The following is a 23,600-nucleotide window of genomic DNA, read 5'->3' as shown; positions in this document are numbered from 1 at the left end:
CGCGCGCGTCCCAGCCCCGGCGGCTCCAGCCGCGTCTGCTGCGCCGGCGGCTCCCGCAGGACCCAAGCCGGGCGCACCCGGCCCGAAGCCCGGTCCCAAGGCGCCCCGTGTCGGCAACAACCCGTACTCGTCGGCTCCGGCCGAGCGTCCGGCACCGCGCCCCGCACCGGGCGGACCTCGCCCCGGCGGCGGTCGTCCGGCACCCGGTCAGGGTGGACCTCGCCCGGCTGCGCCCCAGGCGGGTAGCCGTCCGGCACCCGGCCAGGGCGGTCCCCGTCCGGCTCCGGGCCAGGGTGGCCCACGTCCGAGCCCCGGTTCCATGCCTCCGCGCCCGAACCCGGGTGCAATGCCTACTCGTTCGGCACGTCCGGGACCTGCAGCAGGTCGCCCGGGCCGCCCAGGCGGCGCTCCAGGCGGTCGTCCGGGTGGTGGCGGTGGCTACCGCGGCGGCGGCGCACCCGGCGCGCCCGGTGGTGCTCCTGCAGGTGGAGCTCCCGCAGGCGGATTCCGCGGTCGCCCAGGTGGTGGCGGTCGTCCAGGCCAGCGCGGTGCAGCAGCCGGTGCCTTCGGGCGTCCAGGTGGTGCTCCTCGGCGTGGACGTAAGTCGAAGCGTCAGAAGAGGCAGGAATACGACTCCATGCAGGCGCCCGCCGTCGGCGGCGTCAGGCTGCCACGCGGCAACGGCGAAACGATTCGCCTTGCCCGCGGTGCGTCGCTGTCCGATTTCGCGGAGAAGATCGACGCGAACCCGGCGGCACTCGTGCAGGCCCTGTTCAACCTCGGCGAGATGGTGACGGCCACTCAGTCGGTCAACGACGAGACGCTGGAACTGCTCGGCGGCGAGATGAACTACGTCGTCCAGGTCGTCAGCCCGGAGGACGAGGACCGCGAGCTGCTCGACAGCTTCGACCTGACCTACGGCGAGGACGAGGGTGGCGAGGAAGACCTCGAACAGCGTCCTCCCGTGGTCACCGTCATGGGCCACGTCGACCACGGTAAGACCCGCTTGCTCGACTCGATCCGCAACACGGCCGTTCGTGAGGGCGAAGCCGGCGGAATCACGCAGCACATCGGTGCCTACCAGGTGTTGACCGAGCTCGAAGGCAACGAGCGTCTCGTGACCTTCATCGACACCCCCGGTCACGAGGCCTTCACGGCCATGCGTGCTCGCGGTGCCAAGGCCACCGACCTCGCAATCCTGGTCGTCGCGGCCGACGACGGCGTCATGCCGCAGACGGTCGAGGCCATCAACCACGCGCAGGCTGCGGATGTACCGATCGTGGTCGCGGTCAACAAGATCGACAAGGAAGGCGCGAACCCGGACAAGATCCGGCAGCAGCTGACCGAGTACGGACTGGTTGCCGAGGAGTACGGCGGCGACACAATGTTCGTCGACATCTCCGCCAAGCAGGGCACCAACATCGATGCCCTCCTCGAAGCGGTGCTGCTGACGGCGGATGCTGCTCTCGACCTGCGGGCCAACCCGGACATGGACGCTCAGGGTGTTGCCATCGAGGCACACCTCGACCGCGGTCGTGGACCGGTGGCGACCGTGCTCATCCAGCGCGGAACGCTCCGCGTCGGCGACTCGATCGTGGCGGGTGACGCCTACGGACGTGTTCGTCGCATGGTCGACGAGCACGGTGCCGATGTCACCGAGGCACTGCCGTCGCGGCCGGTTCAGGTCGTCGGCTTCACCTCGGTGCCCGGAGCAGGCGACAACCTCCTCGTCGTCGACGAGGACCGCATCGCCCGTCAGATTGCCGATCGACGCAACGCACGCAAGCGCAACGCGCTCGCCGCGAAGAGTCGCAAGCGCATCAGCCTCGACGATCTCGATGCAGCTCTGAAGGAGACTTCGCAGCTCAACCTGATCCTCAAGGGTGACAACTCCGGAACGGTGGAGGCCCTCGAAGAGGCTCTCCTCGGTATCGAGATCGACGACGAAGTCGAACTGCGCGTCATCGACCGCGGTGTCGGTGGCGTCACGGAGACCAACGTCAACCTGGCGTCGGCATCCAACGCGATCATCATCGGCTTCAACGTGCGCGCGGAGGGCAAGGCCACCGAGCTGGCCAACCGCGAGGGCGTCGACATCCGGTACTACTCCGTCATCTACCAGGCGATCGACGAAATCGAGAAGGCCCTCAAGGGCATGCTCAAGCCGATCTACGAAGAGGTGGCACTGGGTCAGGCCGAAATCCGCGCGCTGTTCCGTTCCTCCAAGGTCGGAAACATCGCAGGTTGCCTCGTCACCTCCGGTACGATCCGTCGCAATGCCAAGGCTCGGTTGCTGCGTGACAACGCAGTGGTCGCGGAGACCGTCACCATCTCCTCGCTTCGCCGCGAGAAGGACGACGCGGTCGAGGTGCGCGAGGGATACGAATGTGGTCTCACGGTGACGTACTCGGACATCAAGGTGGGAGATGTCATCGAGGCGTACGAGCTTCGTGAGAAGCCTCGCGACTAGTGACGTGGTCACTGGTGGCAGTGGTGAGTAGGGGAGTGGCACTGCATTGAGTTCTGCTTCGGCGGCGGTACGGCACACGTACCGCCGCCGGAGCGTCTCACGCGAACCGATCGAAGGAAGGCCTCGTGTACCTGGGTGCTCTGGAGCTGGACGTACTGCTGGGGGACATACGTTCGCTCGCCGACAAGCGGTCGACCGTGGAACCGGTCCTGTCGGAACTGCAGCGGTTCGGTGTGTCCGCGGCGGAGACGGGTGAACGTGACCGATTTCGGCGCTCGCTGTTCGGTATAGCCGCGGTCGGATCGGATGTCGACGGTCTGCACGACAAGCTGGACGAATGCGAGCGGCACGTCGCCGAACGTCACGATCTGGAATTGTTGGCTGTAAGAAGAAGAATTTTCGGTCCCGAGGACTGACTCGGGCACCGTGTGTGAGGAGCGTGGAGTTCATGGTGGATCAGGCGAGAGCTCGGCGGCTCTCCAAGCGAATTGCCGCCATCGTTGCGACGGCCATCGACCACGAGGTCAAGGACCCGCGGTTGGCGTTCGTGACCATCACCGACTGCAAGGTCACGGCTGACCTGCACGATGCGACGATCTATTACACCGTCATGGGTGAGGACCTGGACACCGCACCTGATCTCGAGGGTGCAGCCGCCGGTCTGGAGAAGGCGAAGGGCGTTCTCCGGTCGAAGGTCGGCGCAGGTACAGGAGTGCGGTTCACCCCCACGTTGACGTTCGTGACGGACACCGTTCCGGACACGGCGCGGCACATGGAGGAACTGCTCGCCCGCGCGCGCGAAGCGGACAGCGAAGTCGCCAGGGTCGCGGCCTCCGCCAAGCCGGCCGGTGACCCGGATCCGTACAAGGCTCCGCGCGAAGCATCGTCGGACCCGAACGCCGACCTGGACTGATCGACGTGACGACGACACCCGGCATCGAGTCGGTGGAGACCGAGCTCACCTCGGCTGTGTCCTTGCTGGACACCGCGCAGAGCGTGACCGTGCTCTGCCACGTGCACCCGGATGCCGACACGATCGGGAGCGGCTTGGCCCTTGCTCTGGTCCTGCATCGCCGAGGCGTCCCGGTACAGGTGTCGTTCGCCGTCCCCGACACGCTTCCCGAGTCCATGAACGAGCTGCCTGGGTGCGAGCTGCTCGTCCCGTCGGACCAAGTCCGGTCTCAGGTGGACTTGGTGGTGACGGTCGACGCGGGCAGCCGCGAGCGTCTCGGTAGCTTGGCGAGTCGGATCGACTCGGCGCGCGCGTCCCTGGTGATCGACCATCACCGTTCCAACACTCGATTCGGATCGCTGAACGTGGTCGATGCCGACGCCGAGTCCACGACAGCCGTCATCACCCGCCTTCTCGATCTTTGGAACGTCGACATCGATGCCGAGTTGGCGCACTGCCTGTTCGCGGGCCTGGTGACCGACACAGGCTCGTTCCGGTGGGTCCGTCCCGGCTCGCATCTGCTGGCCGAGCGCTTGCTCGCGACGGGTATCGACGGTGGTGCCATCGCACGCAAACTTCTCGACAGTCATCCCTTCGGTTGGCTGCCCATGCTCGGTTCCGTCCTCGGTTCGGCAACGCTGGTGCCCGACGCAGTCGGCGGTCGTGGCCTGGTGTACGCGGCGATCCTTCGTGAGAACTCCGAAGGGCTTCGGTCCGAGGAGATCGAAAGTGTCATCGACATCGTCCGAACCACTACGGAGGCAGAAGTAGCGGCGGTACTGAAGCAGCAGGCGGGCGACGAATGGACGGTGTCGCTTCGGTCGAAGGCATCGGTCGACGTGTCCGCGGTGGCAGCAACTCTGGGCGGCGGCGGCCATCGCAACGCTGCCGGCTTCACTGCTTTCGGCTCGAAATCGGACGTGATCGAGACTCTGACAGATGCCCTCGGTTGACGTCGACGCCTCCCAGGATGCGTCACCTCGTCGGATACTCGGGCTTGCGCTTCCCGCGCTCGGTGTTCTCGCTGCGGAACCGTTGTACCTGCTGTTCGATGCGGCTGTCGTAGGTAGGCTCGGAGCAGCGGCCCTTGCCGGGCTGGCGGTCGGCGGCCTGGTACTGGCCCAGGTCAGTACCCAATTGACGTTCCTGTCCTACGGCACGACTGCCCGCGCTGCCCGCATGCACGGAGCGGGTCGTGAACGTGACGCCGTGGGCGAGGGCGCGCAGGCGACCTGGCTCGCACTGATACTCGGAACAGTCATCGTGGGCGTCATGCAGATGCTGTGCGTACCGATCCTCACCGTCATCGGCGGCGGCGGCGACATCACGGCCCAGGCAGTGCAGTGGTTCCGCGTCGCGGTGCTCGGCGTGCCGTTCATTCTCGTGTCACTTGCCGGGAACGGGTGGATGCGTGGTGTCCAGAACACGGTGAGGCCTCTTCGATTCGTCCTGGTCGGGCTCGGTCTGTCCGCTGTGTTGTGCCCACTGCTGGTGCACGGACTCGCGGGGTTCCCCGATCTCGGCCTCGTCGGATCCGCAGTGGCAAACGTCGTTGGCCAGGCTGTATCGGGCGCGTTCTTCGTGGCCGCGGTGGTGCGTTCCGGCGTGCCGCTGCGACCGTCGTGGTCGATCATGCGCGCACAGTTGGTACTGGGTCGCGACCTCGTCCTCCGCAGCCTGGCATTCCAAGCGTGCTTCCTGTCGGCCGCGGCCGTGGCGTCGAGATTCGGTGCCGCGTCGGTCGCCGCCAATCAGGTGGTCCTGCACATGTGGAACCTGGTGTCCCTCACGCTCGACTCTCTTGCCATAGCCGCGCAGACCTTGGTGGGCGCGGCGCTGGGTAGAGGGGATGTGCGCGGTGCCACCCGCCTCGGATGGCGACTGACGGTGTGGTCCACGATCTTCGCCGCGGTCCTCGCGGGCGTGTTCGCGGTAGGCCGTCCGGTGATACCGGCTCTGTTCACCACCGACGGCAGCGTCGTGGCCGAGATGCACTCGATCTGGTGGATCTTCGTCGTCATCGTTCCGATCGCCGGTGTGGTGTTCGCCCTCGACGGGGTGCTCCTCGGCGCAGGCGACGCAGCATTCCTCCGCACGGCCACACTGGCGTGCGCTCTGATCGGATTCCTACCCGCGATCTGGATGGCCCTGGCCTTCGACTGGGGACTGCGCGGAATCTGGTTCGGGCTCGGCGTGTTCGTCACCCTGCGCATGATCGCGGTCGTGGTGAGGACACTGTCCGGCAAGTGGGCACTGGTCGGCGCCGACATTCAGCGTGAGGCCGGATGAATCGTCACTTCCTGGCTCTTGACGACGAAGAACACGTCCATCCCAGGTTCGAGGTGCAATTCCGCGACGGCAGCAGGCGTCACATCCGCGGCGATGCCGGGGCTGCCGTCCGAATGCTTGGCCGCACGTAGTCGAACGGTGGCGCCGTGGACGTCCATCTCGGCGATCGTCACCGGAAAGACGTTGCGCGGACTTGCATGTGGGGCTTCGATGTGGGCGGCGACCGACGACGGCGCGAACACGGCGACGGCACCGCCGGCCACGGACTCCCCGTGACCGTGGACCGTCGAACCCCAGGCGGTCGTCAGCGAGCCTGCGCTGTCCGCGGTCCCGGCGACCAGGTTCACCCCGGCTATCCTGGCGGCGAATGCGCTGCGAGGCGCGGTGAGTACCTCGGTCGTCGGGCCCCGCTCGACGATCCTTCCCTTCTCGACGACGACGACGGTGTCCGCGAGTGCCAGTGCGTCGAGCAGGTCGTGGGTCACCACGACGGCGGTGCGTCTCTGCTCGCGCAGGACGGTGCGGAGCAAGCGGCGCACCGCAGGCGCAGTGTCGATGTCGAGGGCGGCCATCGGCTCGTCGAGAAGAAGAACCCGCGGGTCGGCCGCGAGCGCTCGTGCGATGGCTACTCGCTGGGCTTGTCCGCCCGAGAGCCCTCTCGGTCGGCGGTCGGCGAGCTCCAACGCGTCGACCGCGCCGAGCCACGTACGGGCCGTCGTATGCGCCTGACGTCGCCCGGCTCCTCGGCTGCGCGGCGCGAACGCGACGTTGGCCTCGACCGACAGATGCGGAAACAGCAGTGGCTTCTGCGTAAGGCTCGCCACGCCACGTGCATGAGCGGGGACGAATGTCCCAGTGCTGGTGTCGGTCACGACGTCCGGCCCCAGCACGACACGTCCTGTATCCGGTCTGAGCAGGCCTGCTATCAGCGAGAGCAAGGTGGACTTGCCTGCTCCGTTCGGCCCGAGGACAGCGACCGTCTCGCCGTCGTCGGCGTCGAACTGTATGTCCACGCCGCGGGCGGCGACGTCGGCGCTCAGGTGTATCGAACTCACAGCACAGGCCCCCTCACAATGCGCCGGCGACCCGGCGACCGCGTGCTGCGACGACGATGACGGCGGCGACCACGATCAGCAGCAGGGACAGTGCGACGGCAGCGTCGGCATCGGTTTCACGCTGGAGGTAGATCTCCAGTGGCAGAGTCCTCGTTCTTCCTTCCAGCGATCCCGCGAACGTCAGCGTGGCACCGAATTCACCGAGGGCACGGGCGAATGCGAGAACCGCGCCGGACACGAGGCCGGGCAACACCAACGGAACGGTGACCCGGCGCAGCACCGTGGTGGGCTTGGCACCGAGAGTGGCGGCCACTGTTTCGTAGTCGCGGCCCGAAGTCCGCAGTGCGCCTTCGAGGCTCACCACGAGGAAAGGCAGAGACACGAACGTCTGCGCCAGGACCACTGCCGTCGTCGAGAAGGCAATCGAGATACCCCATGCTTCGAGATGTTCACCGATCAATCCGAGACGACCGAACGTGTAGAGCAGGGCGATCCCGCCGACGACGGGAGGCAACACGAGGGGGAGCAAGACCAGCGCACGAAGGACGGACAGACCGGTGAATTCCGTCCGTGCGAGGACGAGCGCCATCGGAACTCCGAACACGACGCACAGCAGCGTGCTGATCGCGGCGGTCTTCATGCTGAGCAGCAGGGCCGTCCGCGACGACTCCGACGTGACGAGCGGAACGAAGTCGGTCCACTCGATTCGAAGGAGAATCGCGACGAGTGGAAGGACCACGAACACTGCGCCGACTGCCGCGGGGACGAAGATCCAGCCCGGTAGGCCGAGTCGGACGTCGTTCCCGCGGCGCGTGAAGATCACGGTGCGGCGAATCCTGCCTCGGCCAGAACTTTCCGGCCCTGCTCTCCGGTGACGAGGGCTTCGAATGCGGCTGCGGTGGCGGCGTTGTCGCTGTTCTTCAGCACCACGATCGGGTAGGTGTTGACGGCACCCGACGCCTCCGGGAACTCGACCGCGGTGACCTGATCGCCGGCGCCCGCGGCGTCCGTGACGTAGACCAGGCCCGCGTCGGCCTGGCCCGAGGTGACCTTACCGAGTACGTCGGTGACGGCGGACTCCTCACTGACCGCGGGGATCGTGGTTCCGGTAGCGTCCTCGACCTTCTGGGTGGCACTTCCGCATGGAACCTGGGGTGCGCAGACGACCGTCAGTACGTCCGGGTTCGCGAGGTCCGCGAACGACGTCACGTTCTTGGGGTTGCCCGGAGCAGTGACGATGGTGAGTGTGTTCGTGGCGAAGTCCACCGGGTCCCCGTCGACGAGATTCCCTTCCACCGCCTTGGTCATGTTGTTGGTGTCGGCCGAGGCGAAGACGTCGGCGGGAGCGCCCTGAGCGATTTGGTTCACCAGGTCGGACGATCCGGCGAAATTGAATTCGACGGTGGCGCCGGGGTGCTCGGCCTCGAACGTCTCGCCGAGCTCGGTGAACGTGGCCTTCAGTGACGCGGCTGCGAACACGGTGATGTCACCGGTGACGTCGGATCCCGACGAGGATTCGGACGCGCTGGTGGGCTCGGTCGAGTCCATCAGCGCGTCCGAATCGTCGGCGTTCGAGCATGCGGACAGAAGTGCGGCGCACGATCCGACTGCGACGAGAGTAGTGACGAGTGATCGCTTCAATGGTCTTCCTCCACGGAAATGGCCTGTTCAGGGCGCTTCGACGATGACGGTGGTTGCTTTCACGACGGCGACGGAGATCTTCCCCGGTTCGAGCCCCAGTGTGCGTACCGATTCCGTGCTCATCAGCGAGACGACGGTGAACGGTCCGCACTGCATTTCGACTTCGCTCATCACGGTGTCCGAGGTGACCTTGGTGACGAGTCCGACCAACCGGTTCCGCGCCGAACTCTCGGTGCCCGTCGGGTCCGGCGGCGGCGACGCGTGGTCTCGGGCGAACGTGGCGAGCACGGCGCCGTCGACGACCTTGCGGCCCGCCTCGTCCTTGCCTGCGGGTAGGGCTCCGCTGTCGATCCATCGGCGCACCGTGTCGTCGCTCACGCCGAGCAGGGCGGCGGCGTCGCGTACCCGAATCCGTGATTGCGGCATGAATGAGACTTTAGACCAGCAGATGCGGATCCACTGCGTCGATCATCGGTTTCGTCGGGAGATCACCCTCTGCGCGGCGAAGTGAGCCGCGAGCAACGCGACGATGCAGACGACCGCGGTGATCGCGAACCCGGTCACGAAGTTGTCGGAGGCGATTCCGGCGAGGAACGCGGCCATGACCGACAGAATCAGACCCGCCCGGAGCGCGCTCTTGTTTCCCATGTGTCCGATTCTCGCATCCGGCCGACGCCGTGGGTCGAGCGCGCGTCGCCGGTAGTGGCAGGGGACAATCAGGAATGGCAGGGGTCAACCACGCGTTGGTTCTGCATCGAGGACGCAACCACACCGTGATCGGAAGGACTTCTGGCCTGTGACAGCCAAGCTCTGGGCAGTCAGCGACATCCACGTCGGCCACCGCGGTAATCGGCCGGTCACCGAGGACATTCATCCCGAGTCTCCCGAGGATTGGCTCATCGTCGCCGGTGACGTCTCCGAGAAGACGGACGACATCAGATGGGCGCTGGAACTGCTGCGCAGCAGGTTCGCCGAGGTGATCTGGGTGCCGGGAAATCACGAGTTGTGGACCACGGCGAAGGATCCGGTTCAGATCCACGGCGTTGCACGCTACGAGTACCTGGTGAACCTGTGTCGCGAGATCGGCGTCGTGACACCGGAGGATCCGTACCCGGTCTGGGAGGGCGAAGGGGGACCGGCGACGTTGGTACCGATGTTCCTCCTCTACGACTACTCGTTTCTGCCGCGAGGTGCGATCGACAAGGAGCACGGACTGAAGATCGCGCGGGACAAGAACGTCGTCGCAACGGACGAATTCCTTCTCTCGCCCCAGCCGTACGCCACCAGGGACGCTTGGTGCCGGGCTCGAATCGACAGCACTCGTGCACGACTCGACGCGCTCGACACTTCCGTTCCCACGGTTTTGATCAATCACTTCCCGATGGTTCGGCAGCCGACCGACGTTCTGTTCTATCCGGAGTTCGCTTTGTGGTGCGGCTCGACGCTGACCGCGGACTGGCACACCCGTTACAACGCGATCTGCTCGGTCTACGGGCATCTGCACATTCCGCGGACGACCTATTACGACGGGGTGCGGTTCGAGGAGGTGTCCGTCGGCTACCCGCGAGAGTGGCAGCGACGTGGTCTGCCGTCGAACGTGCTGCGTCAGATTCTCCCGGTTCCCGAGTACCCCGAGGGCACGCTGAACAAATGGGGCGGTCACTTCACGGTGACTCCCGAAATGGAGGCGGAAGTAGAGAGGATGAGGGCGAACAAGTGATCGAGTCGATCCTGCCGAACGGTGTCGTCGCTGCAGAACTCTTCGAAGATCCGCCCGGACTGCAACCGCATCCGCTCGAGGCGCCGCTCGTGGCGAAGGCGGTGGACAAACGCAAGCGTGAATTCACGTCGGCCCGTCACTGCGCCCGCGTTGCGATGGACAAGCTCGGTGTCGAGCCGGCTCCGATCCTGCGCGGCAAGTCCGGTGCGCCGCAATGGCCCAAGGGTGTCGTCGGCTCGCTGACGCATTGCGACGGGTATCGAGGTGCCGTCCTGGCGCACGCCCTGCAGATCCGCTCGGTGGGTATCGACGCCGAACCTCACGGCCCTCTACCCGACGGGGTTCTCGATGCCGTGAGCCTGGACAAGGAACGTGAGTGGCTGTCGGGGGCGGATTCCAGTCTTCACTGGGATCGGCTTCTGTTCTGCGCCAAGGAAGCCACCTACAAGGCGTGGGAGCCGCTGACGGGCAGATGGCTCGGATTCGAGGACGCCCACATCACGTTCGAGCGAACGGGTACGGGAACCGATCTGTCCGGAACGTTCCACTCGACCCTTCTGGTGCCGGGCACCACGATCAGTGGACCCCCGCTGAGCTCGTTCGACGGTAGATGGCTCGTCTCCGACGGACTGATCGTCACGGCGATTGCAGTGACCTGACCTGCCTCCTGGCAGAATGAACTCCCGTGTCTGCACGTGGGAAGTTGTCGTCCGGCCTCGTCGGCGCCGGGTTGTTGATCGTCGACAAAGAAGCCGGGGTGACGAGCCACGACGTGGTCGCGTCGTGCCGAAAGTTGCTGAACACCCGCAAGGTCGGGCATGCAGGGACCTTGGACCCGATGGCCACGGGGGTGCTCGTGTTGGGAATCGAACGTGCGACGAAGATGCTCGGTCTGCTGGCGTTGACGACCAAGGCGTACACCGCGACCATCCGGCTCGGGCGTACCACGACCACCGATGACGCCGAAGGGGACACCGTCCTCGACGTCGACGCGTCGGCAGTGACGGACGAGGCGGTCGCTCGGCACGTGGCCGTGTTGACCGGTGAGATCGATCAGGTCCCGTCCAGTGTCAGCGCCATCAAGGTGGACGGTCAGCGCGCGCACAAGTTGGTGCGGGCCGGCGAGGACTTCACGATTCCGTCACGGCGAGTGACGGTGACGAGGTTCGATGTCGTGGGCCGACAGGACGTGCCGGACGGCGGTTTCGTCGATCTCGACGTGGAGGTCGACTGTTCGTCCGGAACTTACGTGCGTGCTCTGGCGCGTGATCTCGGCGACGCGCTGGGGGTGGGTGGCCACCTGACGGTGCTGCGCCGCACGAGAGTCGGTCCCTTCACTCTCGAACATGCGCGCACGCTGGAGGACCTTGCCGAATCACCGTCGGTCAGCCTGGATATCGACGAGGCCGCGAGGACGGCGTTTCCGCACCGTGAGATCAGTGCGGAGGAAGCAGAGTCGATCAGCCAGGGGCGGTGGCTCGATCCGATCGGTCTGTCGGGGGTGTATGCGGCGATCGATCCGACCGGTCACACCATCGCCCTGTTGCAGGAGAAGGGCAAGCGTGCAAGTTCGGTGATGGTCGTGAGGCCGGCGACACTGCGCGGCCTGTAGGGCACCGTCGTCAGGCGGGGATCATCCAGATCGCCTCGGCGGCCCGTTGGCCGAGGTCGATCGGGCCTGCGCTCTCGGTCTTGCCGAGTTCGATGGCGACCGTTCCGGCGAAGTCACGGCGCTCGACGACGGTGATCGACAGGTCGAGGGTGATACCGACGGAGTCGAAGTAGCGAAGCATCGCCGGATCGGAATCCGAGATGCGGGCAACGCGGCCACACTGCCCGTCCACGTAGTCGCTCAGGCGCGTTGCTTCCGGTGAGGCGATGTCGCCGTCGACGGACGGGATCGGGTCGCCGTGCGGATCGCGTTCGGGGAAGCCGAGTTTGGCGTCGATCCGCGCCATCATGAGATCCGAGACCGCGTGCTCGAGGATCTCGGCTTCGTCGTGCACCTCGTCCCATCCGTAACCGAGTTCGCGAACGAGGAAGGTCTCGATCAGGCGGTGACGACGCACCATCGCGATCGCCGCGGTGCGTCCGCGTTCGGTCAGCGAGATCGCGCCGTAGCGCGCGTGGTCGACCATGCCCTGGTCGGCCAGCTTGCGGATTGCCTCGGACACCGTGGATGCGGACACTCCGATGCGCTCCGACAACATCTTGGTGCTGACCGAGTCCTCGCTCCACTCGCTGGCTGTCCAGATGACCTTCAGGTAGTCCTGTGCAACGGCCGACAGTTGCACGTTTTCGGCCGCGATAGGTTCACCGGTTCTTTCCGCCACGAAAGCGAGCTTAGGCAATCCACTCGGAAATGACACGTTGCCTCCGGCGCGTTCAGGCCGCGACCTCCGTGCGCCTGCGCACCGCGCGAGTCACCAGACCCTGGCTCGGGCTGAACAGGTACGCGAGCAGGAACACCAGTCCCTGTGCCAGCACAACCATGCCGCCTGACGACACGTCGAGGTAGAAGCTGACGTAGATGCCCACCACGGCGCAGCCGACGCCGATGGTCGGCGCGAGCACGAGCATCCGCCCGAAGCGATCGGTCAGCAGGTACGCGGTGGCGCCTGGCGTGATGAGCATGGCGACCACGAGGATCACTCCGACGGCCTGAAGCGCGACGACGGTGGTGAGGGCGAGCAGCGTCAACATCAGACCCGAGAGCACGGTCGGGGAGATGCCGACGGCCTGAGCCTGCGTGCGGTCGAACGCGAACAGCGTGAAGTCCCGGCGCTTGGCGACCATCACGCCGAACGCGAGACCGCCGAGCACGATCACCTGCCACATGTCGCCGCGTGACACTCCGAGGAGGTTGCCGAACAGTATGTGATTGAGGTCGATCTGGCTCGGAAACTTCGAGATCAACACGACACCGAGCGCGAACAGAGTGGTGAACACCACCCCGATCGCGGCGTCCTCCTTCACCAAGGTGGTGTTGCGGACGACGCCGATCGCTCCGACGGCGATCAGTGCGAACAGCAGTGCGCCGATCGCGAACGGTGCGCCGAGTAGATAGGACAGCGCCACGCCGGGAAGGACGGCGTGCGAGACGGCGTCGCCCATGAGCGACCATCCGATCAGCACGAGCCAGCAGCTCAACACCGCGCACACGATCGATGCGACGACCGTCACGAGCAGCGCACGCTGAATGAAGGTGTACTGCAGAGGTTCGACGATGATGTCGACGAGAACCATGGTCAGCTCGCTTCCGATGTGGTCGAGACGCCGAAGGCCAATGCCAGGTTGTCCGGTTTCAGAACCTCTCGGGGATCTCCGTGCATCAGGACCCGCTGTTGAAGCAGGACGGCCTCGTCGCACAGATCCGGGAGAGCGTGCAGGTCGTGCGTCGAGACGAGGATCGTCGAGCCGGCCGCCGCGATTTCCTTCAGCAACCGAGTGATGGTGGCCTCGGTGCGCTTGTCCACCCCTGCGAACGGTTCGTCGAGCAGCAGGAGTGACGCCTCCTGGGCGATGGCTCGCGCCACGAACGCTCGTTTGCGCTGGCCGCCCGACAGTCGGCCGATCTGGCGATCCGCGAGGTCGGTGAGGTTCACTCGGTCCAGGGCGGCGTCGACGGCGTCGTGATCCCGTGCACGCGGTGAGCGCATCCAATTCTGCTTCCCGTAGCGACCCATCATCACCACGTCTCGGACGCTGACGGGGAACGTCCAGTCCACCGACTCACTCTGTGGGACATAACTGACCGTCCCGTTCTTGCGGGCGGCGGCGGGCGCCCCTCCATGGATTCGAATGGATCCGGTGTTCGGTCGGACGACGCCCATGATCGCTTTGAACAGGGTCGACTTGCCGGATCCGTTCATGCCCACGAGGCCGCAGACGCGGCCGGATTCGAGGGTGAGGGAGGCGTCGCTCAGTGCGGTCACCTCACGGTAGGCGACGGAGACTCCGACGATGTCCAGTGCTGGTGTCATGGTGGTCATTCCGGCTTTCCGAGTAGTGCGTCGGTGATGGTGCGAGCGTCGTATGCGAGAAGGTCGAGGTAGGTGGGTACGGGACCGTCCTGATCACTGAGCGAGTCGACGAACAGTTTGCCGCCGAAGCGTGCTCCGGTGTCCTCGGCTACCTGCAGCTGTGCCTTGTCGGACACGGTCGACTCGCAGAACACCGCGGGTACGTCGTTGTCCTCGACGAACCGGATCGCGGACACCACCTGCTTCGGCGTGCCTTCCTGCTCGGCGTTGACCGGCCAGAGGTAGGCCTCCTGCAGGTCGAAGTCCCGGGCGAGATAGCTGAACGCACCCTCGCACGACACGAGGGCACGTTGCTCGGCGGGCAGCCGATCGAGATCGCGCTTCAGCTCGTCGCCGACAGCGCGCAATTCGAGCTTGTAGCTCTCGGCATTGGCGCGGTAGTCCGACTCGTTGGCCGGATCGAGGCGCACGAACGCCGCGGCGATGTTGTCCACGTAGGTCTCGGCGACGACGGGAGACATCCAGGCGTGTGGGTTGGTCTTCCCGGCGTACGCGTCGTCACGGATGAACACGGGCTCGACACCAGCGCTGACGACGGCGTGCGGTGCGGGAACTCGTTCGACGAACTTCTCGAACCACGATTCGAGTCCCAGGCCGTTGTCGAGAATGAGCTCGGCTCCCTCTGCCGTCCGCAGATCTCCCGGCGTCGGCTCGTATCCGTGGATCTCGGCGCCGGCCTTGGTGATCGACTCGACGCGCAGGTGGTCCCCGGCGACATTGCGTGCCATGTCTGCAAGCACCGTGAACGTCGTGAGGACGAGCGGGCGCCCGTCGTCGGCGATGATCGGTTCGTCGTCGCCTACGGAGCGGGCGCAGCCCGCCAGAATCGCAACGCCGAGCAGGACGGCTGCGATGCGTCGAAGAAATAAGTTCGGCACGCCGAAATCTTGGCAGAGTGTTTGCAGGTTTGTCCACTGCTGTTCGCCGCGACATGTCCATCCGGAAGTGACCCACGCCGACGCGGGCCGTAGGCTTCTCCTCGTGCAGAGATGGCGAGGTCTCGACGATGTACCTGCCGACTGGGGTCGTTGTGTTCTCACGATCGGCGTATTCGACGGCGTCCACCGTGGTCACGCCCAGTTGATCAGCCGTGCGGTGACGTCGGCCGAGGAGCGTGGAATACCCAGTGTGCTCATGACTTTCGATCCGCACCCGATGGAAGTGGTGCGGCCCGGAACGCATCCGGCGCAGCTGACGACGCTCACGCGTCGGGCCGAGCTGGCGGAAGAATTGGGCATCGACGTGTTCTGCGTGATGCCGTTCACTCCCGAACTGATGAAGCTGACGCCGGAGCGCTACGTCCACGAGATTCTGGTGGAGCGGTTGCATGTCGCCGAGGTCGTGGTGGGGGAGAACTTCACCTACGGCAAGAAGGCGCTCGGCAACGTCGAGTTGCTGCGCAAGGTCGGCGACCGATCCGGTTTCGCCGTCGACGGCGTCAATCTTCTGGCCGAGCATGCGGTCACCTTTTCGTCCACGTACATCCGTTCGTGTGTCGACGCGGGTGACGTGTCCGCGGCTGCTGCTGCGTTGGGGCGTCCTCACCGCGTCGAGGGCGTCGTCGTGCACGGCGACGGTCGCGGACGCCAACTGGGATATCCGACGGCGAACGTCGCGCCACCGATGTATTCGGCCATCCCGGCGGACGGCGTCTATGCGGCGTGGTTCACCGTGCTCGGTCCCGGCCCGGTCATCGGCACCGTGACTCCGGGTGAACGTCACCGCGCTGCCGTGTCCGTCGGCACCAACCCGACGTTCTCGGGTCGGACCCGGACGGTCGAGGCGTTCGTGTTGGACAGTGACGGTGACCTTTACGGGCAGCACGTCGCGGTCGATTTCGTCGAGCGGATTCGCGGAATGGAGAAGTTCGAATCGATCGACGATTTGATCGAGGAGATGGGTCGGGACGCGGAGAAGGCCCGCGCCGCCCTGACCGACCGACTTTCGTGACCGGCTGCCTCTCCTGGTAGGCTGCCTTCTCGGTGCATGCTGCGGTCCGTGGTGGCTGCGCCGCTTTCCTTTCCCGCGGACGTCAGTGATCAGGAGTAGTACCAGTGGCATTGACCACCGAACAGAAGAAGGCCGTTCTCGGCGAGTACGGCTTGCACCCGACCGACACCGGTTCGCCCGAGGCGCAGGTCGCGATGCTCACCAAGCGCATCACCGACCTCACCGAGCACCTGAAGAAGCACAAGCACGACCACCACTCCCGCCGCGGCCTGCTGCTGCTGGTGGGACGTCGTCGTCGCCTGCTGAAGTACATCGCGAAGGTGGATGTCACCCGGTACCGTTCGCTCATCGAGCGTCTGGGACTGCGTCGATAACATCGGCGCCGACGCGCCCGCGAAAGTGGGCCGTCTTCGAAATATGCAGTAGCCAACGAGGCAGTGCTTAGACTGTTCCTCGTTGGCTATCTGTGTTTGGCACGCCAGCAAGACAAGCGAACACATGGGTGTTCGCACATCGCCGTGTTCGCCCGATGCACCCAGGGTGTCGGTCTTCGGTAGTGGCCTTGGCGGACGAAGCTCTCGTCCCCAGGGCTTCGATCGATGGCCGCCCCCGAGCAACAGCGACCGCAGCCCTGCCTGCACATGGCAGCGGGGCCAGTGGTCCGTCGGTGCGCGCACGGCAAAGACGAGAGGACGAGAAGAAGAGAATGACAGACACCACCAACCTGGACGTCGAAGAAGGCGTCTACGAAGCAACTGCCGTCATCGACAACGGCACCTACGGCAAGCGCAGCATCCGGTTCGAGACCGGTCGCCTCGCCCAGCAGGCATCCGGCGCCGTCGCTGCCTACCTCGACGAGGACACCATGCTGCTGTCCGCCACGTCGGCAGGCAAGAGCCCGCGCGAAGGGTTCGACTTCTTCCCGCTGACGGTCGACGTCGAAGAGCGGATGTACGCCGCCGGACGCATCCCCGGATCGTTCTTCCGTCGTGAGGGTCGCCCCTCCACCGACGCCATCCTCACCTGCCGCCTCATCGACCGGCCGCTGCGCCCGACGTTCGTCGACGGTCTCCGCAACGAGATCCAGGTAGTCATCACCGTCCTGAGCCTCAACCCGGCCGATCTCTACGACGTCGTGGCCATCAACGCGGCATCCGCGTCCACGCAGATCGCAGGCCTGCCGTTCTCCGGCCCCATCGGTGGTGTGCGTGTCGCGCTCATCGACAAGCAGTGGGTCGCGTTCCCGACGGTCGAGCAGCTCGAGAAGGCCGTCTTCAACATGGTCGTCGCGGGACGCATCGTCTCGGGCTCCGGCGCCGACGCCGACGTCGCGATCATGATGGTCGAGGCCGAGGCCACCGAGAACGTCATCGAGCTCATCGAGGGCGGTGCACAGGCACCGAACGAATCCATCGTGGCCGAGGGGCTCGAAGCCTCGAAGCCGTTCATTGCTGCGCTGTGTACCGCACAGCAGGAGCTCGCCGCCAAGGCCTCCAAGCCGACCGGTGACTTCCCCCTGTTCCCGCCGTACCAGTCCGACGTCTACGACGCCGTCGCCAATGCAGCTCAGATCCCGTTGAGCGAAGCACTGACGATCGCAGGCAAGGCCGAGCGCGAGAACAAGCTCGACGAGGTCAAGGCTCAGGTACTCGAGCAGGTCTCCGACTTGTTCGAGGGTCGTGAGAAGGAAATCGGTGCCGCGTTCCGCGCGCTGACCAAGAAGTCGGTGCGTCAGCGCATCCTGACCGACCACTTCCGTATCGACGGCCGTGGCGTCACCGACATTCGTTCGCTGTCCGCCGAGGTCGCGATCATTCCGCGTACCCACGGCTCGGCGCTGTTCGAGCGCGGCGAGACGCAGATCCTCGGTGTCACGACACTCGACATGGTCAAGATGGCGCAGCAGGTCGACTCGCTCGGACCCGAGACGTCCAAGCGCTACATGCACCATTACAACTTCCCGCCGTACTCGACCGGTGAGACCGGTCGCGTCGGATCGCCGAAGCGTCGCGAAATCGGCCACGGTGCGCTCGCCGAGCGCGCGCTGTTGCCGGTTCTGCCGAGCCAGGCCGAGTTCCCGTACGCCATCCGCCAGGTCTCCGAGGCGCTGAGCTCCAACGGCTCGACCTCGATGGGTTCGGTCTGCGCGTCGACGCTGTCCTTGCTCAATGCCGGTGTGCCGCTGCGCGCTCCCGTCGCGGGCATCGCCATGGGCCTGGTGTCCGACGAGGTCGACGGCGAAACCCGTTACGTTGCATTGACCGACATCCTCGGCGCCGAAGATGCCTTCGGCGACATGGACTTCAAGGTCGCTGGTACCAAGGACTTCGTCACGGCACTTCAGCTGGACACCAAGCTCGACGGAATCCCGTCGAAGGTTCTGGCAGGCGCGCTGTCGCAGGCGAAGGACGCACGCACCACGATCCTCGAGGTCATGGCCGAGGCCATCGACGCGCCGGACGAGATGAGCCCGTACGCACCTCGTGTCACGGCCATCAAGGTTCCCGTCGACAAGATCGGCGAGGTCATCGGACCCAAGGGCAAGATGATCAACTCCATCACCGAGGAGACCGGCGCCAACATCTCGATCGAAGATGACGGCACCGTCTACGTCGGTGCAGCGGACGGTCCGTCCGCTCAGGCCGCGATCGACAAGATCAACGCCATCGCCAATCCGCAGTTGCCGAAGGTCGGCGAGCGCTTCCTCGGAACCGTCGTCAAGACAACGGCTTTCGGTGCATTCGTTTCGCTGCTTCCCGGCCGCGACGGCTTGGTGCACATCTCGAAGCTCGGCGGCGGCAAGCGCATCAACAAGGTCGAGGACGTCGTGAGCGTCGGATCGAAGCTTCGTGTGGAGATCGCCGATATCGACAACCGCGGCAAGATCAGCCTCGTTCCCGTCGAGGAAGAGGGAGCAGCTGCTGCAGGCTCGTCCGATTCGGCTCCGGCCGACGCACCTGCCGAGGCAAACGCTGAGTAAGAAGCAACAAGGCAGAACGGTACGTTCCTACGGGACGTACCGTTCTGCCGTTTCGGATCCCGCCGGGCAGAACCTGGGTGTCGAACGCACCACGCTGCCCGGTGGTCTTCGTGTGGTCACCGAGTTCGTGCCGGGAGTTCGGTCGGCGTCGGTCGGTGTATGGGTGGGCGTGGGTTCGCGGGACGAGGGTCCGTCGGTGGCCGGTGCCGCTCATTTCCTGGAGCATCTGCTGTTCAAGTCGACGCCGACGCGGAGCGCGTTGCAGATCGCTCAGGTCATGGACGGGGTCGGCGGTGAACTGAACGCGTTCACCTCGAAAGAGAGCACGTGCTTCTACGCTCACGTCCTCGACGACGATCTCGGTTTGGCAATCGACCTCGTCAGTGATGTCGTCCTCCGCGGGCGTTGTCGTGCAAGTGATGTCGACGTCGAGCGTCAGGTCGTTCTCGAGGAGATCTCGATGCGCGACGACGATCCGGAGGATCTCCTCGGTGATCTGTTCATCGAGGCGATGTTCGGTGATCATCCGCTCGGCCGGCCCGTCATCGGGACCGTGGAATCCATCGAGGACATGACGCGCGCTCAGCTGCGTTCCTTCCACACGCGTCGGTACACACCGGAGCGGATGGTCGTGGCGGTGGCGGGCAACGTCGATCACCGCCAGGCGGTGGCGTTGGTCAAACGCGCATTCGCGGGTCATCTGCACAAGGGCGTCAAGCCTGCTCCCCGGCGCGACGGTCTGGCGAGACTTCGTCATCGTCCCGAACTTCGTTTCGAACGACGAGACAGCGAACAGGCTCATCTGTCGCTCGGTGTGCGCGCGTTCGGTAGGCACGAGGGACACCGGTGGGCGCTGTCCGTACTCAATGCGGCTGTGGGAGGCGGGCTCTCGTCGCGCCTGTTCCAGGAGATCCGTGAAGAGCGCGGGCTGGCCTATTCGGTCTACTCGTCGGTGGACACCTTCTCCGATTCCGGGGCCTTCTCGGTGTACGCCGGGTGTCAGCCCGAGAACCTCGCCGAGGTGACGACGGTGGTGCGTGAGGTTCTCGCACAGGTCGCCTCCGACGGCATCACCGAGGAGGAGTGCGCGCGAGCGAAGGGCTCGTTGCGCGGCGGACTCGTCCTCGGGCTGGAGGATTCGGGGTCACGGATGAACCGGATAGGCCGCAGCGAGCTCAATTACGGCAATCATCGGGACATCTCGGAGACCCTGGCCCGGATCGATCAGGTGACCGTGAGCGAGGTGCGCGACGTGGCTCGGGTCCTGTTGTCCCGGCCTTTCGGTGCTGCGGTGGTCGGCCCGTACACGAGCGTCCGTCAGCTGCCCGCGTCGGTGAAATCCATAGCCGGCTGATTCTCGTCGGCTCGGATGGCGTCGCTTCGGCGTGCGTCGACGATCGACTCGACCGCTGCATTCACCAGAGCGGTCGAGTCGACCTCGGTGACCACCGACAGTGCGGTCGTCGAGCTCAGCGCAGCGATTCCGTGGACCGCCGTCCAGACCTGTACTGCTCGGACGTGAGCGTCGGTGCCTGCCAACGGTTCGACGAGGTCGGTGACGAACGCGAACAGCGGCAACGACGTTCCGCGAAGATGCATTCCCGAGTTCGCGAGAACGTCGTGACGGAACACGAGTGCGAACATGGCGGGTCGTTCGACGGCGTAGCGCACATAGGCGAGGGCCGCGGCCTTCAACCGCCGCGCGGGGTCGGTGTTCGCGCCTACTTCGAGTTCGATTCTCCGGCGGAGGTCGTGCAGGCCCCGCTGCGCTACGGCGGCGTGCAGAGCTGCGAGGGTCGGGAAGTAGCGCCGTGGTGCGCCGTGCGACAGTCCCGCGGCCCGTGCGACGGATCTGACCGTCACCCCTGAAATTCCTTCGGTCTCCAACAGCGTCTCCGCCGCGTCGATCAAACGCGCGGCGGGCGTTTCGTGCCCGTCCATAGTAGACAGTGTCTACTATGGACGGAGACGATGTCCACGACTCGTTGTTTTCGGCAGACTCGAGGGAGTGCACCGCCCATGTGGTACTGGATGTTCAAGTACGTTCTGATCGGCCCTGTTCTGCGATTGCTGGGGAGACCACGCATCGAGGGCATGGAGCATCTGCCGCAGTCCGGCCCCGTCATTCTTGCGGGTAACCACCTGACGGTTGTCGACTCGTTCTTCCTGGTGTTGGTCGTCAGGCGGAGAATCCGTTTCATCGCCAAGAGCGAGTACTTCTCGGGATCGGGCCTCAAGGGTCGGGTGCTGTGCTGGTTCTACACGAGTGCAGGTCAGGTCCCCGTCGACCGCTCCGGTGCAGGGGCGGGCGATCCAGCCCTGGCTGCAGCACGAAAAATACTTGCCGACAACGGAATATGGGCCATCTACCCCGAAGGGACGAGGTCTCCGGACGGCAGGCTGTACAAGGGGAAGACAGGAATGGCGAGAGTTGCGCTGGAATCCGGGGCGCCCGTCGTTCCCGTGGTCATGTTCGGTACCGAGAAATTCAATCCGGTCGGCAGCCGGATGTGGCGACCGGCGAAGATCGTCGTGAAGTTCGGCGCGCCCATCGACTTCGCTCGATACCGAGAGCACGCGGGCAACCACGCCGTCGTGCGGTCCGCGACGGACGAGGTGATGTACTCGCTGATGGAGCTCTCGGGCCAGGAGTACGTCGACACCTACGCGGCGAAGGTCAAGGCCGCCTGACTCCGAAGAGCAACTTCCACGGTACGGCTGCGGATTCGAGCTGCACGGCGAGGCTCATCTTGGATTCGCCGTCGTTGCGTTCCTCGAAGCGAATGGGGACCTCGGCGATCTTCAAGCCGCGTCGGACGGTGCGGTGGTTCATCTCCACCTGGAACGCATAGCCGTTGCTCTCGACCGACTTCACGTCGATCGCCCGCAGAGTCGCAGCGTGCCAGGCTTTGAAGCCCGCGGTAGCGTCCTTGACCTTCAACCGAAGAATCGCGTTGACGTAGAAGTTGGCCCATGCAGACAGTGCCTTCCGATGCCAGGGCCAATCGCTGGCCACGGCTCCGCCCGGGACGTAGCGCGAACCCAGTACGACGGCTGCGTCCGTCGTCGTGAGCGTGCGCACCATCGTGGGGATGACGTCGGCGGGGTGGGACAGGTCCGCGTCCATCTGGACGACGATGTCCGCACCGTCGTCGAGTGCGCGGCTCATGCCGGCCACGTACGCCCGGCCGAGCCCGTTCTTCTCGGTGCGGTGCAGAACCGTCACCGGCAAAGGCCCTGTCTCGGCGAGTTCGTCGGCGAGCTTGCCCGTGCCGTCGGGGGAGTTGTCGTCGACCACGAGCACATGAAGGTTCTCGAGTTCCAGACCGGCGAGAAGCTCGACGAGCTTCGGGAGGTTCTCGCGTTCGTTGTACGTGGGTACGACAACGGTCGTCTTCGGGGCGACGTTCGGAATGCTCACGCTCGTATGATCCGTGATCGGGTATCAAAGACCAAATAACGGACACCCTCGTGTCCGCACGTCGTCGACGTTTTCGCAGTTCCGGGGCTCGGGCGGGACAGTGAAATGTTGCGCCGGTCACACAGCGTCGTCGTGCGATGCCGCGTCGACGAACATTCCTGACGTCAGTACGGGCACGGATCGCGAGGAGCCGACTTCCGCAGCGATCGTGACGTCGATCTCGTACCCCGAGTCGATCAGTTCGCGTCCCGACGCCGATTCGGCCAGCGCGTGGGGGAGCCGACCGGACACGGCCTTCCACGCGTTGCGGGCCATCTCCGCCTCCGGCGACAGGCTGCAGTCCGGGCGCCTGTCGGCCAGTTCCGCGAGGAGGAATCCGGCTCCCCACAGGTCCTCGACGCTCGGTCGCAGGGCACCGTTCGGCCAGTGTTCTCCGGCGGCGATGACCGCAACGACGGCGTCGGTATCGGTGGTCGCGGCGATCCACTGCGCCGTAGCCGGTGCGTTGCGAAGCGAGACCCCTGTGCAAACCGGTACCTCGGAAGCCAGCTGCGCGGATATCGTCGACCCGTTCGGCGACGGCAGCACGAGCCGGTGTGGCGGCGTCCCCGATCGGAGCGTGGCCGGGGACAAGCTGATGTCGCCCGGGCCCGCATCGCGCCGCCGTACCGCCAAGACGGCACCGGTGCGGCGCGCGTACTCGGTGGCCGAATCCTGCCCGACGGCCCAGGGCACCACCGCGGTACCGGCATCGGCGGCGACGGTCAACGTGGTGGTGAACGACAGAACGTCGACGACGACGGCAACGTCCGCGCCGGAAGCGATTGCCGATGCACCCGAGGTGCCCCAGTCGAACCGAACCGTCGACGCGAACTGTCGATGCGCGCGGTCCGGTTCGGTCACGGAGTCGACACCTCCGAGGACGCAGGAGTGTCGTACGGCGACGGACCTTCCGGTGGTCCGAGGAGATGGCGAACGAGAACAGTGGCTCCGAGAGCGAGAAGTGCGACGACGACGATGACAGCCACGACAGCCGCCAATCTCCGTGGGCCTCCGAAGAGATCGTTGGAACTCATTCG

At 65.5% G+C, this 23,600-nt stretch carries 26 protein-coding genes; 13 read left to right on the top strand and 13 right to left on the bottom strand.

The window, feature by feature from the left end:
- The 5 genes from infB to BH95_RS06695 form a co-directional block, all read left to right on the top strand.
- A partial coding sequence (gene infB / locus BH95_RS28195; protein ID WP_244164839.1) for a translation initiation factor IF-2 occupies positions 1-2,470 on the top strand: 2,470 nt, incomplete at its 5' end.
- A gap of 125 nt (positions 2,471-2,595) precedes the next feature.
- Positions 2,596-2,886 carry a DUF503 domain-containing protein gene (locus BH95_RS06710; RefSeq protein WP_019664192.1) on the top strand — a complete coding sequence of 97 codons (291 nt, stop codon included), beginning with the start codon at positions 2,596-2,598 and terminating at the stop codon, positions 2,884-2,886.
- A 32-nt stretch (positions 2,887-2,918) separates the two neighbouring features.
- Entirely contained in the window at positions 2,919-3,383 is a 465-nt protein-coding gene (gene rbfA, locus BH95_RS06705) for a 30S ribosome-binding factor RbfA (RefSeq protein WP_026347625.1), read from the top strand.
- 5 nt (positions 3,384-3,388) lie between these two features.
- Positions 3,389-4,375, top strand: coding sequence for a DHH family phosphoesterase (locus BH95_RS06700; protein ID WP_019664190.1), 987 nt, complete (start codon positions 3,389-3,391; stop codon positions 4,373-4,375).
- Positions 4,362-5,711: an MATE family efflux transporter gene (locus BH95_RS06695; RefSeq protein ID WP_037181435.1), complete on the top strand. Its 1,350-nt coding sequence runs from the start codon at positions 4,362-4,364 to the stop codon at positions 5,709-5,711. The genes BH95_RS06700 and BH95_RS06695 overlap by 14 nt, the downstream gene beginning before the upstream one ends.
- On the opposite strand, the gene BH95_RS06690 is transcribed toward BH95_RS06695, so the two are convergent.
- Genes BH95_RS06690 through BH95_RS06670 form a run of 5 tightly spaced genes read right to left on the bottom strand, consistent with a single transcriptional unit; the run spans position 5,693 to position 9,055 of the window.
- A complete protein-coding gene (locus BH95_RS06690) occupies positions 5,693-6,766 on the bottom strand; it encodes a sulfate/molybdate ABC transporter ATP-binding protein (RefSeq protein ID WP_026347623.1) in 1,074 nt (357 codons plus the stop codon). The two genes, BH95_RS06695 and BH95_RS06690, sit on opposite strands and share 19 nt — an antisense overlap.
- A gap of 13 nt (positions 6,767-6,779) precedes the next feature.
- Positions 6,780-7,589: an ABC transporter permease gene (locus BH95_RS06685; protein ID WP_019664187.1), complete on the bottom strand. Its 810-nt coding sequence runs from the start codon at positions 7,587-7,589 to the stop codon at positions 6,780-6,782.
- On the bottom strand, positions 7,586-8,407 hold the full coding sequence (gene modA, locus BH95_RS06680; protein WP_037142506.1) for a molybdate ABC transporter substrate-binding protein: 822 nt from the start codon (positions 8,405-8,407) through the stop codon (positions 7,586-7,588). Before modA ends, BH95_RS06685 begins: the two co-directional genes overlap by 4 nt.
- A gap of 27 nt (positions 8,408-8,434) precedes the next feature.
- Positions 8,435-8,833, bottom strand: a complete 399-nt coding sequence (locus BH95_RS06675) for a TOBE domain-containing protein (RefSeq protein ID WP_020110257.1) — start codon at positions 8,831-8,833, stop codon at positions 8,435-8,437.
- Positions 8,834-8,875: 42 nt separating this feature from the next.
- Positions 8,876-9,055 (bottom strand): hypothetical protein, encoded by a 180-nt coding sequence (locus tag BH95_RS06670; protein WP_020110256.1) that lies wholly within the window; start codon positions 9,053-9,055, stop codon positions 8,876-8,878.
- A gap of 148 nt (positions 9,056-9,203) precedes the next feature.
- Here BH95_RS06670 and BH95_RS06665 point away from each other — a divergent pair, with 148 nt between their 5' ends.
- From BH95_RS06665 to truB, 3 genes are read left to right on the top strand one after another with little or no spacing between them, the layout of a single operon-like run.
- On the top strand, positions 9,204-10,127 hold the full coding sequence (locus BH95_RS06665) for a metallophosphoesterase family protein (protein WP_037181433.1): 924 nt from the start codon (positions 9,204-9,206) through the stop codon (positions 10,125-10,127).
- Complete coding sequence (npt, locus tag BH95_RS06660; protein WP_019664182.1) at positions 10,124-10,786, top strand: 4'-phosphopantetheinyl transferase Npt; 663 nt, start codon at positions 10,124-10,126, stop codon at positions 10,784-10,786. Before BH95_RS06665 ends, npt begins: the two co-directional genes overlap by 4 nt.
- A gap of 26 nt (positions 10,787-10,812) precedes the next feature.
- Positions 10,813-11,739 carry a tRNA pseudouridine(55) synthase TruB gene (gene truB / locus BH95_RS06655; RefSeq protein ID WP_033189606.1) on the top strand — a complete coding sequence of 309 codons (927 nt, stop codon included), beginning with the start codon at positions 10,813-10,815 and terminating at the stop codon, positions 11,737-11,739.
- A 10-nt stretch (positions 11,740-11,749) separates the two neighbouring features.
- Here the strand turns inward: truB and BH95_RS06650 are convergent, their stop codons facing one another.
- From BH95_RS06650 to BH95_RS06635, 4 genes are read right to left on the bottom strand one after another with little or no spacing between them, the layout of a single operon-like run.
- Positions 11,750-12,460, bottom strand: a complete 711-nt coding sequence (locus BH95_RS06650) for a metal-dependent transcriptional regulator (RefSeq protein ID WP_019664180.1) — start codon at positions 12,458-12,460, stop codon at positions 11,750-11,752.
- 52 nt (positions 12,461-12,512) lie between these two features.
- The gene (locus BH95_RS06645) at positions 12,513-13,373 is read right to left on the bottom strand and encodes a metal ABC transporter permease (protein ID WP_019664179.1); all 861 of its coding nucleotides are present in this window, start codon (positions 13,371-13,373) and stop codon (positions 12,513-12,515) included.
- Positions 13,374-13,375: 2 nt separating this feature from the next.
- Positions 13,376-14,119, bottom strand: coding sequence for a metal ABC transporter ATP-binding protein (locus BH95_RS06640; RefSeq protein WP_019664178.1), 744 nt, complete (start codon positions 14,117-14,119; stop codon positions 13,376-13,378).
- The gene (locus BH95_RS06635; protein WP_019664177.1) at positions 14,116-15,048 is read right to left on the bottom strand and encodes a metal ABC transporter substrate-binding protein; all 933 of its coding nucleotides are present in this window, start codon (positions 15,046-15,048) and stop codon (positions 14,116-14,118) included. Before BH95_RS06635 ends, BH95_RS06640 begins: the two co-directional genes overlap by 4 nt.
- A gap of 103 nt (positions 15,049-15,151) precedes the next feature.
- Between BH95_RS06635 and BH95_RS06630 the strand changes: the two genes are divergently transcribed.
- From BH95_RS06630 to BH95_RS06615, 4 genes are all read left to right on the top strand, one after another.
- Positions 15,152-16,120 (top strand): bifunctional riboflavin kinase/FAD synthetase, encoded by a 969-nt coding sequence (locus BH95_RS06630; protein ID WP_026347622.1) that lies wholly within the window; start codon positions 15,152-15,154, stop codon positions 16,118-16,120.
- A gap of 104 nt (positions 16,121-16,224) precedes the next feature.
- A complete protein-coding gene (rpsO, locus tag BH95_RS06625; RefSeq protein WP_020110253.1) occupies positions 16,225-16,494 on the top strand; it encodes a 30S ribosomal protein S15 in 270 nt (89 codons plus the stop codon).
- A 332-nt stretch (positions 16,495-16,826) separates the two neighbouring features.
- Positions 16,827-19,100: a polyribonucleotide nucleotidyltransferase gene (locus BH95_RS06620; RefSeq protein ID WP_037181430.1), complete on the top strand. Its 2,274-nt coding sequence runs from the start codon at positions 16,827-16,829 to the stop codon at positions 19,098-19,100.
- 73 nt (positions 19,101-19,173) lie between these two features.
- The gene (locus tag BH95_RS06615) at positions 19,174-20,454 is read left to right on the top strand and encodes a M16 family metallopeptidase (protein WP_230594250.1); all 1,281 of its coding nucleotides are present in this window, start codon (positions 19,174-19,176) and stop codon (positions 20,452-20,454) included.
- Here BH95_RS06615 and BH95_RS06610 read toward each other — a convergent pair.
- Positions 20,418-21,041: a TetR/AcrR family transcriptional regulator gene (locus BH95_RS06610; RefSeq protein WP_020110251.1), complete on the bottom strand. Its 624-nt coding sequence runs from the start codon at positions 21,039-21,041 to the stop codon at positions 20,418-20,420. The two genes, BH95_RS06615 and BH95_RS06610, sit on opposite strands and share 37 nt — an antisense overlap.
- A 78-nt stretch (positions 21,042-21,119) precedes the next feature.
- On the opposite strand from BH95_RS06610, the gene BH95_RS06605 reads away from it, so the two are divergent.
- Positions 21,120-21,791: a lysophospholipid acyltransferase family protein gene (locus tag BH95_RS06605; protein ID WP_020110250.1), complete on the top strand. Its 672-nt coding sequence runs from the start codon at positions 21,120-21,122 to the stop codon at positions 21,789-21,791.
- On the opposite strand, the gene BH95_RS06600 is transcribed toward BH95_RS06605, so the two are convergent.
- The 3 genes from BH95_RS06600 to BH95_RS29015 all read right to left on the bottom strand — a co-directional run bounded on the left by BH95_RS06600 (position 21,778) and on the right by BH95_RS29015 (position 23,597).
- Positions 21,778-22,515, bottom strand: coding sequence for a polyprenol monophosphomannose synthase (locus BH95_RS06600; protein WP_026347621.1), 738 nt, complete (start codon positions 22,513-22,515; stop codon positions 21,778-21,780). The genes BH95_RS06605 and BH95_RS06600 overlap by 14 nt on opposite strands.
- A gap of 123 nt (positions 22,516-22,638) precedes the next feature.
- Positions 22,639-23,424, bottom strand: coding sequence for a 2-phosphosulfolactate phosphatase (locus BH95_RS06595; RefSeq protein ID WP_037162924.1), 786 nt, complete (start codon positions 23,422-23,424; stop codon positions 22,639-22,641).
- Positions 23,421-23,597, bottom strand: coding sequence for a hypothetical protein (locus BH95_RS29015; protein WP_167336897.1), 177 nt, complete (start codon positions 23,595-23,597; stop codon positions 23,421-23,423). Before BH95_RS29015 ends, BH95_RS06595 begins: the two co-directional genes overlap by 4 nt.
- Positions 23,598-23,600 lie beyond the last annotated feature (3 nt).

The sequence above is a fragment of the Rhodococcoides fascians A44A genome (assembly GCF_000760735.1).
Lineage (GTDB): Bacteria > Actinomycetota > Actinomycetes > Mycobacteriales > Mycobacteriaceae > Rhodococcoides > Rhodococcoides fascians_E.
The sequence above is the reverse complement of the archived record's forward strand: the minus strand, read 5'-3'. Positions and strand labels throughout refer to the sequence as shown.

Bases quoted from the DNA above. Each gene is read 5' to 3' on its own strand.
- rbfA (WP_026347625.1), top strand. From the start codon at position 2,919: ATGGTGGATCAGGCGAGAGCTCGGCGGCTCTCCAAGCGAATTGCCGCC.
- BH95_RS06695 (WP_037181435.1), top strand. From the start codon at position 4,362: ATGCCCTCGGTTGACGTCGACGCCTCCCAGGATGCGTCACCTCGTCGG.
- BH95_RS06675 (WP_020110257.1), bottom strand. From the start codon at position 8,833: ATGCCGCAATCACGGATTCGGGTACGCGACGCCGCCGCCCTGCTCGGC.
- BH95_RS06670 (WP_020110256.1), bottom strand. From the start codon at position 9,055: ATGGGAAACAAGAGCGCGCTCCGGGCGGGTCTGATTCTGTCGGTCATG.
- BH95_RS06645 (WP_019664179.1), bottom strand. From the start codon at position 13,373: ATGGTTCTCGTCGACATCATCGTCGAACCTCTGCAGTACACCTTCATT.
- BH95_RS06640 (WP_019664178.1), bottom strand. From the start codon at position 14,119: ATGACCACCATGACACCAGCACTGGACATCGTCGGAGTCTCCGTCGCC.
- BH95_RS06620 (WP_037181430.1), top strand. From the start codon at position 16,827: ATGACAGACACCACCAACCTGGACGTCGAAGAAGGCGTCTACGAAGCA.
- BH95_RS06610 (WP_020110251.1), bottom strand. From the start codon at position 21,041: ATGGACGGGCACGAAACGCCCGCCGCGCGTTTGATCGACGCGGCGGAG.
- BH95_RS06605 (WP_020110250.1), top strand. From the start codon at position 21,120: ATGTGGTACTGGATGTTCAAGTACGTTCTGATCGGCCCTGTTCTGCGA.
- BH95_RS29015 (WP_167336897.1), bottom strand. From the start codon at position 23,597: ATGAGTTCCAACGATCTCTTCGGAGGCCCACGGAGATTGGCGGCTGTC.